The sequence below is a fragment of the Paraburkholderia graminis C4D1M genome, assembly GCF_000172415.1.
In the GTDB taxonomy this organism is placed as follows: Bacteria; Pseudomonadota; Gammaproteobacteria; order Burkholderiales; family Burkholderiaceae; genus Paraburkholderia; species Paraburkholderia graminis.
The window spans coordinates 13,790-27,961 of sequence record NZ_ABLD01000025.1; the positions used below are offsets into that span (position 1 = coordinate 13,790).

General features: G+C 60.2%; 12 protein-coding genes and 1 pseudogene. 7 read left to right on the plus strand and 6 right to left on the minus strand.

What is annotated here, in order from left to right; genetic code table 11:
• Positions 1–524: 524 nt before the first annotated feature.
• A complete protein-coding gene (locus BGRAMDRAFT_RS35690) occupies positions 525–776 on the minus strand; it encodes an ABC transporter permease subunit (RefSeq protein ID WP_409372907.1) in 252 nt (83 codons plus the stop codon).
• Between the two features lie 4 nt (positions 777–780).
• On the opposite strand from BGRAMDRAFT_RS35690, the gene BGRAMDRAFT_RS35100 reads away from it, so the two are divergent.
• Positions 781–1,104 carry a hypothetical protein gene (locus BGRAMDRAFT_RS35100; RefSeq protein WP_175130969.1) on the plus strand — a complete coding sequence of 108 codons (324 nt, stop codon included), beginning with the start codon at positions 781–783 and terminating at the stop codon, positions 1,102–1,104.
• A 61-nt stretch (positions 1,105–1,165) separates the two neighbouring features.
• Here BGRAMDRAFT_RS35100 and BGRAMDRAFT_RS27355 read toward each other — a convergent pair whose 3' ends face one another.
• From BGRAMDRAFT_RS27355 to BGRAMDRAFT_RS35695, 3 genes are all read right to left on the minus strand, one after another.
• Positions 1,166–2,395: a YncE family protein gene (locus BGRAMDRAFT_RS27355; protein ID WP_006052137.1), complete on the minus strand. Its 1,230-nt coding sequence runs from the start codon at positions 2,393–2,395 to the stop codon at positions 1,166–1,168.
• Between the two features lie 317 nt (positions 2,396–2,712).
• Positions 2,713–3,150, minus strand: a complete 438-nt coding sequence (locus BGRAMDRAFT_RS27360; RefSeq protein WP_044021911.1) for an SET domain-containing protein — start codon at positions 3,148–3,150, stop codon at positions 2,713–2,715.
• Between the two features lie 188 nt (positions 3,151–3,338).
• Entirely contained in the window at positions 3,339–3,542 is a 204-nt protein-coding gene (locus tag BGRAMDRAFT_RS35695) for a hypothetical protein (protein ID WP_006052139.1), read from the minus strand.
• On the opposite strand from BGRAMDRAFT_RS35695, the pseudogene BGRAMDRAFT_RS27370 reads away from it, so the two are divergent.
• From BGRAMDRAFT_RS27370 to BGRAMDRAFT_RS27390, 5 genes and pseudogenes are all read left to right on the plus strand, one after another.
• A pseudogene (locus tag BGRAMDRAFT_RS27370) lies at positions 3,510–4,000 on the plus strand (SDR family oxidoreductase). The gene BGRAMDRAFT_RS35695 and the pseudogene BGRAMDRAFT_RS27370 overlap by 33 nt on opposite strands.
• 231 nt (positions 4,001–4,231) lie before the next feature.
• Entirely contained in the window at positions 4,232–5,134 is a 903-nt protein-coding gene (locus BGRAMDRAFT_RS27375; protein WP_006052142.1) for a LysR family transcriptional regulator, read from the plus strand.
• A gap of 172 nt (positions 5,135–5,306) precedes the next feature.
• On the plus strand, positions 5,307–6,356 hold the full coding sequence (locus tag BGRAMDRAFT_RS27380; RefSeq protein WP_006052143.1) for an Ldh family oxidoreductase: 1,050 nt from the start codon (positions 5,307–5,309) through the stop codon (positions 6,354–6,356).
• Between the two features lie 138 nt (positions 6,357–6,494).
• Positions 6,495–7,775, plus strand: a complete 1,281-nt coding sequence (locus tag BGRAMDRAFT_RS27385; RefSeq protein ID WP_006052144.1) for an MFS transporter — start codon at positions 6,495–6,497, stop codon at positions 7,773–7,775.
• Positions 7,776–7,820: 45 nt separating this feature from the next.
• Positions 7,821–8,552 (plus strand): ABC transporter substrate-binding protein, encoded by a 732-nt coding sequence (locus BGRAMDRAFT_RS27390; protein ID WP_044021913.1) that lies wholly within the window; start codon positions 7,821–7,823, stop codon positions 8,550–8,552.
• Between the two features lie 122 nt (positions 8,553–8,674).
• Here BGRAMDRAFT_RS27390 and BGRAMDRAFT_RS27395 read toward each other — a convergent pair whose 3' ends face one another.
• Entirely contained in the window at positions 8,675–9,091 is a 417-nt protein-coding gene (locus BGRAMDRAFT_RS27395) for a nuclear transport factor 2 family protein (RefSeq protein ID WP_006052146.1), read from the minus strand.
• A 1,284-nt stretch (positions 9,092–10,375) separates the two neighbouring features.
• Positions 10,376–13,111, minus strand: a complete 2,736-nt coding sequence (locus BGRAMDRAFT_RS27405; RefSeq protein WP_006052148.1) for an MGH1-like glycoside hydrolase domain-containing protein — start codon at positions 13,109–13,111, stop codon at positions 10,376–10,378.
• A gap of 480 nt (positions 13,112–13,591) precedes the next feature.
• Here BGRAMDRAFT_RS27405 and BGRAMDRAFT_RS27410 point away from each other — a divergent pair, with 480 nt between their 5' ends.
• Entirely contained in the window at positions 13,592–14,152 is a 561-nt protein-coding gene (locus BGRAMDRAFT_RS27410; protein WP_006052149.1) for an acyltransferase, read from the plus strand.
• Positions 14,153–14,172 lie beyond the last annotated feature (20 nt).

The following is a 14,172-nucleotide window of genomic DNA, read 5'->3' on the forward strand; positions in this document are numbered from 1 at the left end:
TTATTTTTTTGCGCTCGTCACTTATGCCGTCATGATGTCATCATACCAGTTACGTTTGACCATGGAAGAGCGATCCCGCCAGGGTTTTCGCTACTCAGAGCGGTCCCAGACATGTTGGGATCCTTTCCTTGCGTTGCCACTTTGCAGGTCGATGCAGCGCGTAGGTTCATTGCTGGCATGACTGCGCCCTGAAGGCAAAAAGCGACAAAAGATGCGACCGTCTGATCCGGACCAACATGTAGACCTGCGCCGAAATGCCGTGTGGGAAGGGGATGATCGGAGCGAAGAGACACGTCCAGCAGCGCGGGCATGGCTGCATCCATCCGACAGCCGTTTGCAGCTGAAAAAGATCAACGTCCGACGGTTCGTCAATGCCGAAGAATGCCACTTAAGTCCCATATCGAGCCGGGTCATGGGCGAGCGAAACGACGAAGATTATCTTTGCAGGCGTTGTGCGACGCGCTTTTGGCGACCGGCGGTGCGGCCCATTTTGACTGCGGTGATACGAATTCCGTTCATCGGCCTTAGCGATCCGTCACCGCTCGATGCAGGTGCGACTGTTCCAATCGCTTTGCCGACATTCGTCGCTCGATAGCGGTGAATGTGGGCACGATCACCTGCCGCAGCGTCGTCATGTAGCCGAGTCCGAGCGCGCGTGCCGCTTCGAATTGCCCGCGAGGAATCGCCTCAATGCCGGAGCGGATGACTTCGGAGAGGTACGCGGCCTGATAAACGATCAGCGCGCAGATGAGTGTCACTACACCCGAGACGGTCACGTGCGTGAGCGTCGGCCACGCCAACGGATTGACGCGGCGATCTGCCTCCCTGGACCTATCACGATGCGGGGGGCAGGAGCTTCCGGTCTATGAAATACTGCTGCGCGTTGCAAAATGCGTCACGGGTATCAACGGCCGTATCGAACCCCGCTTTGCGAAGCTTGATCGTGCTGACGAAAGCAATCGCGCCCGCCGGCGCGCCGTATGCAAACGCAAAGTCGGCATGCTTATCGCCTTGCCCGACGAACGGCTGGATTCTGAACTGCTGCGCGCCGTCGCTATTGAAGGAACGCGTGCACTGCCGGAGTTCGATCGCGGGCGCTTTTAGGCAAATGGCCTGCCATCGAGCGCATCCATGCCGCCGCGTCGGTCTGTTGCCGTTACGGGTCTCATCGCGCCGCGAATACCGACACCCCGCCATTGACGAACCCGTTCGCTGCGCAACCCGGACAGCCCGCAGGCGATGTCGCTGAAGAATACGGAACGAAGATGAGACCCGTCGCCGGATCGACCGCAACTGAGTGCGCGTTATTGCCCGTGTTCAGGCGGGTAACAACACGGCGGTTGCCTGCGTCCACGATAGTCAGCACCGGCGTGCATGGCGAGGCGGCCGAGCAGGCGCCGTTGGTCGATGCATTGCCAGAAGACGTCCAGCGGCTCGCTGCGTTGTAGTACCGGTTGGTGGGCGCATCGTATTCGAGCTGATCGCCGCCGCCAGCGTTGAGAGACGCCACAAGCGCGCCGTTCGAACGGTTCAGTATCTGCATCAGTAAGGGAGCGCCAGTCGTCCCTTCCCTGCACCCCACGGCAATATCGCTTCCGGGTCCAAGTGCCAGCCCGGTAGGATCACAATTGCCTTCGGAGTACATCGCGACGCCCGCAAGGGTCGTATAGTTCTGCGTACCACCGTTCGGTATGGCGCGAATCGCCGCACCTGGCAATTTCACCAACTCGCCGTGAGGATTCGCCGTGCTTCCGTCGACGTTCACATAGAAGTTGTCGCCGGCAGCGTCGTACCGGCAGGCTTCGAGGCCCGCGGTGGGTTGGCCTGCGCTATCGGTGAACGTCACTTTGGCGATAACGGTCTGCGTGGCCGTGTTGATGAATGTAGCGAACGGGGGCGTCTCTTCCGGGCTTGAAATCATGAAGATGCCGTGCACGGAATCCACGCAACCTTCGTCTGCGCGCACACCCGTTGCGCTGACCGTGATCTTGCTCGTTACGACGCCCGCCGATGGATCGACCACTTTGACGGAGTTCACGTCACCCGCATAGATGAGATTGCCGACCGGAGTTGCGCCGTCTGGACCGGCCTGCGAATTCGGTCCGGGACCGAGGCCAGTGAACGCGAGCGGCCCGCTTCCCTGGATGAGCTTGACGAAGGCTTTCGACGGTATGTCGATCTGATCCAGCGATGCGTTGTTCCTGTCAGTGAAGTAGTACCGGCTACCCAGGACGACGCCGATATCGAATGAGAAGTTCACGCCCGCCTTGACGTTGGGTACGGATATGTCCGACACATGGTGCGGTCCGCCATTGTTGAGATCATCCCCGCCACAGCCTGCAATCGCGATAGCCGCTGACGCGACCAATGCATTGGCCCACATGTACTTCCGCATCGCATACCTCCCATTGTCGTCGTCGGATTACGTCTGACCAGGCGCGCACCACGAAAATAATGGACGCTGCTACAGCTTAGGCATTCCGTTGCATAGCGGTCCTTATCGTTTTCCCAGGTAGTAGATGGGCATGCTTCAGATTCTCTTAAGGTTCAAAGGCGGGAGTACCCGTGATCGTCGCTAAAGCGACGTCCTCGACTTACACTTTGGAAACAAGCTGCATGTGTTCTGCAAGCTTGGGCTCACTCGCACATACTGTCTCCAGCCAGACGGCCGGCCTTCGTTTCAGGCAATCCCCGCACCGAGGCCAAGTTGCGTCACACGCCAGCGAGCATCGTTCCGCGGCATCGACGGTGACCGCAGCGGCACGCATACTGGGCCCGCACTGCGGCTGAAGCGCGGCCCTCCGTCGTGAGCCCATATGCGATAAACAGCTCCTCGCCGGCTTTGATATTCGACACTGCCTGAATGTAGACCCTTCCGTCGGACTCGACCGCCTCACAGTTGGCGACGCAGGCATGGTTAAGCCAGCGCGCACTGTTGCCGCCAAGCGAACCGTCAATGACCCGCCCATCGGAAAGACCAAAGAGGAACATATGGCCCGCCTCCCCGAATCGACGATGGCGGCTTACGGCATGCTTCCAGGCCATGACCGTACCGGTGTATTCGAGGATGAGTTCGCCAGCGCGCAGCGCTCTCAGCGCAAACACGCCGCGGCCATGCACGCTCGAGCGACGGACAGAAATTCTTCTCATCGTTGATTGATCGTGTGTGAAGGACTATCGACGCATTCTGGAGAGCCACGGCCGCTCGGCCGGCGACGATGCCATCGCGCCTCACGGTCGTAGACAAATCTTTCTCATGAAGCTCTCTAAGTCGGTAAGCGTACATCGGTTGCGTCATGTGCGTACGCGCCTCATCACGCCGACACAACATGTTCGACTCAGGAATTCGCCTTGCTGCTGCAGTCGCGAATAGCTCGCTCGTCGCCGCCGACTCGTGAGGTTGCGCGCCAGGCGTTGTTCACAAGTGACTGGCAGAACGACTCACTGCGAATGTCGCCCGGCAACGCGACCGCCTTGCGTCCCGGCAACAACTGGGTGGCCTCGACATCCTGGTCAACAACGCGGGTCGCCAGCAAAGTCACGATTCGATCCTCGACATCACGACCGAGCAGTTCGACTGGACATTGCGCACCAACCTGTACGCGATGTTCTGGATTACAAAGGCCGCGATTCCGCACATGCCGCCGGGCTCCGCCATCATCAACACCAGTTCGGTGAACGCGTACGAGCCGTCCGCGAACCTGCTCGATTACGCGCTGACAAAAGCGGGAATTGCGAACTTCACGAAAGGCTCGCGAAGCAGATGATCAAGCGAGGCATTCGCGTCAACGCCGTGGCACCCGGTCCGTTCTGCACAGCGCTGCAGGTCACCGGCGGACAGACGCCCGAAAACGTGCAGAAGTTCGGCGAGCAGGTGCCGATGGGTCGCCCTGGGCAGCCCACCGAAATTGCACCGCTTTACATGGAGGTCGCATCCGCGCAGGCGAGCTACGTGACCGGGCAGGTGTTCGGCGCGTCAGGTGGTGCGGGCAATCCCTAGAAGCCGTAGCGGTAACACATTGGCTCGCTTCCTTGCTGACATGACTGCGAGCGCCGGAAGCATCAGCGCAACGACCGTGCGCCACACGCGCTCTTTACTACGGTCCGAGTTGCGTCCCCATCGCGGCGGGCGAAGCGCAAAAATGGCCGATTCGTGTATCGCACACGCGAATTGACATCGGGTCCCACGCCACCGACACTAGCCAACTCCTTTCACGGTGTGACCATTGGGATGGACTTCGAGATATCCGACTTGCGCGCCTTTGTCGCTACAGCCGACCTGGGGAGCTTTCGCGCCGCAGCGGACACGCTGCATCTTTCGGCATCAGCGCTATCGCGTCGAATAGAAAAGCTGGAGGAGGCACTAGGCGTCAGGCTTTTCGAGCGAACCACGCGCAAGATGGATTTGACCATCGTCGGCCGCGGATTTCTGGAGCGCGCGTATCGGATCCTCAACGAGGTCGACAACTCGATGCTGGAATTCGACGATCTCGCCCGCAAGATGACGGGCGAACTCACCATTGCGTGCGTGCCTTCGGCTGTACGCTATTTCCTTCCGGAGGCCATTGCGGCCTATCATCAACGCTACCCGGGCATCCGGCTGCGTCTGATCGACGAGCCGTCGTCGATGGTTTTTCTCGCTGTCGCGCGGGGTGAAGCTGATTTCGGGCTAACTTACGTCGGGACACACGAGCCCGATATCGAGTTCACGCCGCTCCTCGACGACCCGTTCGTTCTCGCCTGCCCGCGCAGTCATCCGCTCGCGAAACGCAAAGCTGTCGCCTGGGCGGAACTCGCCAACCTCGACTATCTGGCGATCGCACAAGGCAGCGGCAATCGCGCGGTGATAGATGAGGCGCTGGCGGGCGTCGCTGAGCGCCCGAAATGGTTCTGCGAAGTGCGCCATGTGCCCGCTCTCGTGAGCCTGATCGAAGCAGGGCTTGGCGTGGGCGTCGTGCCTCGTCTGGCCATGCCTCGCGGGCCACACAAGGTGCTCGCCAGCGTGGCGCTCACCGATCCGCCTATCCGGCGCACACTCGGCGTACTTCAGCGTCGCGGACGCGGCTTGTCTTCCGCCGGACGCTTCTTCCTCCAGTTGCTGACGGAGATGCGCGCATCCGATGCGTTGCAATAGCTTCGCGGCTATCCGGTAGTTTGAATCGATTCGTGCATACGACGCACCAATTGCACGGAAATATGCGTTTGTCACGTGGGTCGCCTTTCCCCGATCATCTGCAAAAAGGAAGCGCTGTCTGTGGCAGCCACCTGATTCGCACTGCTTTTTGATCGAAGGAGACACCCTGTCCATGACGCACACCACCTCAACGCACGGCATCGTCAGCAAGGCGCAACTGACCGAGCTGACCATCGAAGCACTCTGTGCGCTCGGCCTGAATCGCTCCGACGCTACCGACACCGCCACCATCCTCGTGCTCGCCGACCTGTTTGGCTTGCGCACTCACGGCACGAGCCGAATCGAATCATACGGCTCTCGCCTGCGCATCGGTGGCATCAATCCCACGCCGTCGATCACCGCGCAACAGGTCGGTCCCGCGCTTCACCGACTCGATGGCGACAACGGCATCGGTCCGCTCGTCGGCTATCGCGCACTCGATCTGGCGATGACGGCGGCGCGCAAACACGGCATCGCGTGCGTGTTCGTTCGGGGCAGCAATCATTTCGGCCCGGTGTCGCCCTATTCGTACCTCGCCGCCAGGCAGGGGTTCGCCAGTATCATCGGCAGCAATGCGACGACGACCATCGCGCCGTGGGGGGGCACCGATGCGCGCCTTGGAAACAGTCCCGTCGGCTTCGGCGTTCCGGATCCGGATGGCCATCCGTTCATTCTGGACATGGCGATCAGCGTTGCGGCGCGGGCAAAGATTCGAAACGCGCTCAAGCGCGGTGAACCGATTCCCAGCGATTGGGCGACCGACGCCCAAGGCAAGCCGACCACTGACCCAAAAGCAGCGCTCGATGGCTTCCTGCTGCCGATTGGCGGCCACAAGGGCTACGGCCTCGCGCTGGTCGTTGACCTGTTCGCTGGACTGCTTTCCGGCGCGGCCTATCTGACGCACGTGAAGTCCTGGGAAGACGACCCTGAGCAACCGCAGAATCTCGGCCACTTCTTCATCCTGATCGATACGACCAGGCTCGGCAGTACCGAGTGGCTCGCGAAGCATATGGCCGACTATGCGGCAATCCTGCACGGCTCAAGGCCTGCCGATCCGGATGCGCCCGTGATCGTGCCCGGCGAGATCGAACTCGGCCGTCTGGAACGCCAGATGGCCGAAGGCATCGATATCGGCGCAGCACAGCTCGCGATGCTGGAAGCGACCGCGCGTCCGCAGCACTGAAGGCCTATTTATCTGCGTAACCCACAACGCCCATACCGCCTCGACCCGCGGCGCGCCGGCGAACAGAAAAGCGACAGGCCGGGCGGCCCAACGGGCGCCCGGCGGTCAAGCACATAGCAAGCTTGAAGGAGACAACAGGTGACAAACATCCGATGGCGCATCGTCCTGCTGCTGTTCATCGCAGGCTTCATCAACTATCTCGACCGCTCGGCGCTGTCCGTCGCCGCGCCCGCCGTCATGCGGGAACTGCATATGTCGCCCGGCAGCCTCGGGCTGTTGTTTTCGACCTTCTTCATCGGCTACGCGGCATTCAATTTCATAGGCGGATGGGCGGCGGACCGCTGGGGCGGCAAGCGCGTCTTTTCAGGCGCAGTCCTGATGTGGTCGTTGCTATGCGGCGCGACCGGCCTCGCCTCCGGCTTCGGCTCGCTGCTGGCAGTGCGCACCTTGTTCGGCATGGCCGAGGGTCCGCTTGCGACAACGATCAACAAGCTCGTGAACAACTGGTTCCCGCATAAGGAATCGGCGACTGCATTCGGCTTTGCGAATTGCGGTCTGCCCTTGGGTGGCGCGGTTGCGGGGCCGGTAGTCGGTCTGTTGACTGCGACTTACGGCTGGCGCGTCGCCTTCGCGGCAATCGCGTGTTTGGGATTGCTCTGGCTGATCTTCTGGCAGTTCATGGCGACGGACAAGCCGCATCAGCATCCGCGCGTATCCGACGACGAGCGTCGGCTTATCGAATCCGACCGCAGCGTCCCGGAAGATCCTTCGGACGTGCAGCGCCTCGGCTTCTACCTCAAGCAGCCGGCCATTCTAGCGGCGATGATTTCGTACTTTGGCTACAGCTACATCCTTTTCTTCTTTCTGACATGGTTTCCGAGCTTTCTGATGATGGACCGTCATTTGAGCCTGAAGAGTATGAGTCTCGCGACGGTACTGCCGTGGTTGCTAGGGTTCATCGGTTATGGTTTGAGCGGTGTGCTGTCGGACTTTGTTTTTCGCCGCACGGGCAATGCGTTGCGTGCCCGCAAACGGGTACTGATCGTATGCCTCGGGACTGCGGGAGTTTGCGTTACGCTGGCCGGCGCGGTGACCACGACAGCCAGCGCGCTGCTGCTGATGGCCATTGCCGTGTTCGCGCTATATCTCAGCGGTAGCACCTACTGGGCGCTGATTCAGGACACGATCCCCGGTCCGAGGCTCGGCAGCGTCGGCGGATGCGTGCACGCCATCGCAAACTGCGCAGGGATCGTCGGGCCGGCTGCAACCGGATTTCTCGTCGAGCAAAGTCATACCTTCTTCAGCGCGTTTGTCCTCGCCGGCGGCATTGCGCTTGCCAGCGTGCTCGCCGTGGCAATACTGCTGCGGCCGCGTTCGTCGACGAAGCTAAAGTCGAGCAACGCGCGGGTCTGCGGCTGAACACTCATGCTCATCCACGAATTCCAACCTTCTAACACTCTCACCATGAAACCCGACCTATCCGTCATTCGCGCGTTCGCACCTACCGGCAAGCTGCGCGCATCGATCAATCTTGGCAACCCGATTCTCGCGGGCAAGGACACGTCAGGCGCACCGACCGGTGTTTCGGTGGACCTCGCGCGGGCCTTGGCCGCAACCCTCGGGGTGGAGTTCGAACTCATGGTTTGCAATTCGGCGGGCAAGTCTGTCCAGGTGGTAAGCGAGGAACGAGCGGACGTCGGCTTCTTCGCCGTGGACCCACGACGAGGAGAAACCATCGCGTTCACCGAGCCATACGTTTTGATCGAAGGCTACTACCTGGTCCGCGACGCTTCGCCGATTCGCTGCAACGAGGACGTCGATCAGCGCGCCGTCCGCGTGGCCGTCGGCGAGGGAAGCGCTTATGACCTGTTCCTGACTCGCGAGCTCAAGCATGCGCAAATCGTACGCGCGCCGACGTCCCCGACAGTCGTCCAAACCTTCCTGGACCAGGGCCTCGAAGTCGCGGCTGGCGTCAAGCAACAACTCGAGGCAGACGCACGTCAAGCAGGTGGCCTGCGTTTGCTCGATAAGCGATTCATGGTGATCCGTCAGGCAATGGGTTTGCCGAAGAGCCGTGGACCAGCGGCAGCAGATGCATTGGGGGCTTTCGTCGAGGAAGCGAAGGCGTCCGGGCTCGTCGCGCAGTCACTCGCACGCCACGAGATCATCGGCGCGTCAATTGCGCCTGCTGCATAACGGAAGCCACGCAGCAGCCGACCGCCATCACTTGCACATCCGAACCTTCTATCGCGCGGCAGTGAAGTGCACGGCGGTCAACATAACCTGGTAGACGTTGCGTGGGTACCGATCCCGATGGTTCAGATCCCGCGGCTCGCGTCCGTGTCAGAGGCCCGCGCCAGTGCTTGCGTGTCGATATATTCCCGGATATTCGCCAGCTTGCCATTCCGGACGGTAATGGCGAATACCCAGTCGTCCTTGAACGTCCTGTTCGTCGCTTTGATTTTCCCCGTAGCGACGCCGACGACCAGAATCCGGTCTCCCTGCGCCACGAATTCGGGAGGCTTTGGATAGGTCATTTCCACCTCCTCTGAAGCCTTCTGAAGCACTTTCGCCAACCCCGCGTGCCCGCGGTGCGTGCCGGCCAGCGGCCAATCTTCGCCCGGAATGACCCACTCGATATCTTCGGCAACCAACGCCAGCAGACCTTGCTTATCGCCGCTGCCTATCGCTGCAAAGATATCCTTCACGATCTGAATGTTCTCTTCGATGCTCATCGAATCTCTCCATTTCCTTTTATCGGATCGTGTCCGTTTTAATCGGCTACCTTGTGGATTGGCGGCGAGGACGTGGCGCGAGATGAGCGGAGCGCGGGTTACCAGTACAGCGTATCGAACAAATCGAACCGGCCGTGCAGACCGATTCGACGAAACCCGAGATGGTGTTCGCGCGCTCCGCTCGCTGCTGCACAGATAGCCTCATTCATGACATCGATCGACACGCCTCCCACCCATGCCACGTGTATGCCAGCCAGAAAATCTCCGGCGAACGACGCATGACACTCTGACGCGAATCAGGCGACCACCGGTCCAATTTTTGCCCCTTGACACAACTCTGCTGTATGCAATCTCGAAACTCGTACGGTACGTCGATTGAATACAGCAGAGTTTCGCCGTCGTGCTCATGTGCCGGCACGCCCGCGACGATGCCGAACTGGATCGCATGCAATCTGTCGCGCAAAGCCATCATCTTGGTCTGTTCGCAGGTCGACGCCGCCCGGTGCAATTTACCTTTTCTCGTTTCGACGCTGACAGCGCGGGACAACTCGACGCCTATCCCGCCTGAACGCGCTGCATCCGACACCGCTAAGCACCCCGGCCTATCAATCGCCACTGCCGCGAAGCCTTCAGGCCCGCATCGGGGCATTCCGCAGTTTCCTCCATCGGGCTTACTCGACGTCTGCCGATAGGCGCGGAGGCATTCATGTGCCCGATAGCGGTGCGCGCGGAACCGATACTCGTGGATGTCTAACGTCCGCAAAGGTCATGAAAAATCTAGATGTCTCAGACTCGCTGGTCATCCGGCTGTTGACAACGGCTCTTAGCAACGATTGTCATTGCGCCGGCTTTGCTTGCATATCTTCGATGCGGAGTTCGGATCTCCGCTGCTGGAGGCAACCGCACCCGCGGCTCTACTTTTCAGCAATCCCGTCGTCCGGCGTTGCGAATGCGGTGTATCGATGCTCATGCCGCCGACAATCAGAACGATTAAGGGCTCGGAAACAGCATCCGCAGCGCAGCCCGGGCGAACGGACGTCGGTGGCTCAAAAATGGTTGACGATCGACAATAGCGTTGGGCTGGAAGAGTTCAAGCGGACGCATGGAACACGGGCACTTGGGGAAATCTACAAATTTATGCAATTGCTGTCTAAAGAACAATTTTTTGCCCAAACCGTCGTGGGAAAATTGTTCTTGAGAGCGCCCGAGCCTTTGTTTAAGGCCCGCTGGTCAGAACAAATTTCTGCAAACCGGCGACATACCTCGGGCACTTTGCCTCGCTCACTATCCACCGGTCTCTTCTCCGCCCACCTGCCCCCTGACGACTTGCGACATCACGCGTGCACGATCGATTTCCAGCGCGGTCTTCGCGTCGACGCGCCCGAACAGATCGAGCAGCGGCGCGACGAGGCCCGTCCAGCCGGTTTGGTGACTGGCTCCGAGGCCCGCGCCGTTGTCACCGTGAAAGTACTCGTAAAACGAAATCAGGTCGCGCCAGTGAGGATCGCTCTGGAATTTTTCCGTTCCGCCGTAGACCGGTCGTTTGCCTTCCGCATTGCGCAGAAACGTGCCGGTCAGACGACGAACAATCTCCTGCGCCACTTCGAAGAGCGTCATCTGCTGCCCGGAGCCGGTGGGGCATTCGACCTTGAAGTCATCGCCGAAAAAACTGTACAGGTTCACCAGCGCGCGGACGATCAGCAGGTTGACCGGCATCCACACCGGTCCGCGCCAGTTGGAATTGCCGCCGAACATGCCGGTATTCGATTCGGCCGGCAGGTATTGCACCTTGTACTCCTGTCCGCCGACGTTGATCGCATAAGGATGTTCCAGGTGATACAGGGAGAGCGAACGGATGCCGTGCGGCCCGAGGAATTCGTTCTCGTCGAGCATATAGCGCAGCACCCGTTCCAGCTTGCGCCTGTTCAGAATGGACAGCAGCCTGCGCTGGTTATAGCCGATGAAGCCGGTGTCGGTCGGGGCAATCTGCGCGATCAATTCGGGGTAGCGTTTGCGAAACTGCGCGATCAGCGCGGCGAGCCTGGGCATGCGCTCGAGAGAGTGCGCCTCGAACACCGTCGACGCGCACAGCGGCAGCAGCCCGACCAGCGACCTGATCTTCAGCCGCGTCGTCTTGCCGTCGGGCAGGCGCAGCAGATCATAGAAAAAGCCGTCCTGCTCGTCCCACATCTCGTCTTCGTGTTCGCCGCGTCGGTCCATCGCATAGGCGATCCACATGAAATGCTGAACGAACTTGAAGGCGACCTCCTCGTAGAGCGGGTCGTACTCGGTCAGATTGATCGCCATCTCCAGCATGGTCTGGCAGTAAAACGCCATCCATGCGGTGCCGTCCGCCTGTTCTAGCGCCCCGCCCGTCGGCAGTTCCGCGCTGCGGTCGAACACGCCGATGTTGTCGAGACCGAGAAAGCCGCCGGCGAATACATTGCGGCCCGAGGGGTCCTTGCGATTGACCCACCAGTTAAAGTTGAGCATCAGCCCCTGAAACGAGCGCTCCAGGAAACGCGGGTCGGCTCGTCCCAGTTCTTTCTCATACTTGTACAGCCACAGCGTGGCGGCGGCGTGCACCGGCGGATTCACATCGCTGAAATTCCATTCGTAGGCGGGAATTTGCCCGCTCGGGTGCACGTACAGGCTGCGCAGCATCAGCAGCAACTGCTCCTTCGCGAAGTCGAAATCGACCTGCGCCAGCGCGATCGTGTGAAAGGCCAGGTCCCAGGCCGCGTACCACGGGTACTCCCACTTGTCCGGCATCGAGATCACGTCGGCGTTCAACATGTGAAACCACTCGGTATTGCGCACATCACGCCGCGCGGAGTCGAGCAAAGGATGGCTGCCATGCTCGCGAAGCCACAGTTCGAGATCGAAGTAATAGTACTGCTTGCCCCAGAGCATGCCTGCCAACGCCTGACGATGCACCCGGCGCTGGTCTTCGGACAGCGATCTGGGCGTAATGCGCTCGTAGAACTCGTTGGCATCGGCGAGGCGGCTATCGAAGATCTGCTCGAAGCCGCCGAAGGCGTCGTCGAGTCTGGATGGCGCAAGGCGCAAGCGGATGGTCGCGCTGCCGCCACCAGGCACCTCGCAGCTGTAATGGGCCGCTGCCTTGGTTCCGGTTCTCTCCGGATTCACCGCGTCGCGCTGTCCCGAGACAACGTACGCGTGGAACGCATCCTTGACGTAGCGCGACGCGTTGGACTGATCCCACAGGCGCTGCGTATTGCTTTCGTTTTCGGTGAAAAGCGTCTCTGGTGCGCCTTCGCAGTGAAGCCAGTATTCGCCCAGATCGTGGTGCGCGGCCCGGATGACGCCAGCGCCCGCATCCTGCACGGACGGCTTGCGCTCGTCCTCGCCCCATGACCATGTATTGCGGAACCAGAGTGTCGGCAGAACGCGTAACGGTGCGGTCTCGGGTCCGCGGTTGTGCACGGTAATCCGCACGAGGATGTCTTCCGGAGCGGCCTTCGCGTATTCCACGAATACGTCGAAATAGCGGTCATCGTCGAAGATGCCGGTGTCCAGCAGTTCGTATTCCATCTCTTCGCGCGATCTTTGGCGATTCGTCTGGACGAGATCCCGGTACGGATATTCGCGCTGAGGATATTTATAAAGGTACTTCATGTACGAATGCGTGGGCGTGCTGTCGACATAGAAGTAATACTCCTTCACGTCCTCGCCATGATTGCCCTCACTGTTGGTGAGGCCGAACAGGCGCTCCTTCAAGATGGCGTCCTGCCCATTCCATAACGCCAGCGCAAAACACAGCCGCTGCTGATCGTCACACAATCCGCCTAGCCCGTCCTCGCCCCACCTGTAGGCGCGCGAACGCGCATGGTCATGGGTGAAGTAGTTCCACGCATCGCCGTTGTCACTGTAGTCTTCACGCACCGTGCCCCACTGCCGCTCGCTGATGTAGGGCCCCCACTTCTTCCACGGCACGTTCGTCTCGCGCGCATCGTTCAGGCGTGCTTGTTCGGCTACATCCACGATTGCAGGGCCCATGTTTTCCTCCGGTACAGGTGAGCCGCGATGTGCTGATCGTGATGAAACAGAACAGCCAGACCGCTGCTGCTCACGCTACAACCTTCGAACCACCGCCGCCATTGGACCTTAGTCCCATGCGCTCCGAGGAAACCGACGGTAAGCGGCCTTGCGAATGACTATTGGAAAAGCATCGATCCCGCCGACGTGGAACTGGTCCAGGTGCTCGCGCGTAGGTGCGGCTGCGAAGCGCGACGGGCACCTGGTGACACCGCCTGTCGTCGCGAACTCAGCCGCCAACTCAGCCGCCTCCGAAGGCACTGGTATACTCACCTGTTCCGCATATCGATACCGCGACCGGCCGGTTCCCATACCGCAACCTGTCCCGGCGTGAACAAATGAGTCACGCCAGAATCGCATCCCCAAAACGCAACCATCGAAGGCCCGATTTTCCATATCGAGTTCCCTATCGTTGACGCATTACTCGGAGGAGTCAAAGAAATGGACCTCAGAAGTATTTTGAAAAGATCCAGCCTCAAGGGACTCCTTTATTCGCTAGTCAAACCGCGGACCATCCAATGTGCGGGACGACCCATAGTCGACGGATACTTTCCCGATTTCGCCGGCAAAGGACGCGTCACGCTCGGAGAGAATTGTTGCTTCCGCTCGTTTCGTCTTCGGCAGCAATTCACGGTGCTCCAGGATGCCGTACTCGAAGTCGGCGACAACGCACTATTCAACGACGGTGTCGTTTTATGCGCCGCGAAATCGATCAAGATCGGCCACTCCGTGAAGGTCGCGGACATGGTCTATATCTACGACACGCACTTTCATCAGGTATGCCCGGATGAACCGCTAACCGAGGCATCGGTTTCAATCGGCAACAACGTGTGGATCGGTGCGAACTCGATGGTTCTGGCAGGCGCTTCTATCGGCGACCACAGTGTCATTGCGGCCGGATCGATTGTCACCGGCGCAATTCCTCCCAGGAGCCTCGCCGGCGGCATACCGGCACGCGTGATCAAGACCTTCGAAGCGCCTGATGACTGGGTCCGCAGCTAGACTGACGTCGCGCCGCTGCG

Excerpts from the sequence above, each read along its gene's own strand:
- BGRAMDRAFT_RS27355 (WP_006052137.1), bottom strand. The coding sequence starts at position 2,395 with ATGCGGAAGTACATGTGGGCCAATGCATTGGTCGCGTCAGCGGCTATC.
- BGRAMDRAFT_RS27395 (WP_006052146.1), bottom strand. The coding sequence starts at position 9,091 with ATGAGCATCGAAGAGAACATTCAGATCGTGAAGGATATCTTTGCAGCG.
- BGRAMDRAFT_RS27360 (WP_044021911.1), bottom strand. The coding sequence starts at position 3,150 with ATGAGAAGAATTTCTGTCCGTCGCTCGAGCGTGCATGGCCGCGGCGTG.
- BGRAMDRAFT_RS27380 (WP_006052143.1), top strand. The coding sequence starts at position 5,307 with ATGACGCACACCACCTCAACGCACGGCATCGTCAGCAAGGCGCAACTG.
- BGRAMDRAFT_RS27410 (WP_006052149.1), top strand. The coding sequence starts at position 13,592 with ATGGACCTCAGAAGTATTTTGAAAAGATCCAGCCTCAAGGGACTCCTT.
- BGRAMDRAFT_RS27390 (WP_044021913.1), top strand. The coding sequence starts at position 7,821 with ATGAAACCCGACCTATCCGTCATTCGCGCGTTCGCACCTACCGGCAAG.
- BGRAMDRAFT_RS27405 (WP_006052148.1), bottom strand. The coding sequence starts at position 13,111 with ATGGGCCCTGCAATCGTGGATGTAGCCGAACAAGCACGCCTGAACGAT.
- BGRAMDRAFT_RS27375 (WP_006052142.1), top strand. The coding sequence starts at position 4,232 with ATGGACTTCGAGATATCCGACTTGCGCGCCTTTGTCGCTACAGCCGAC.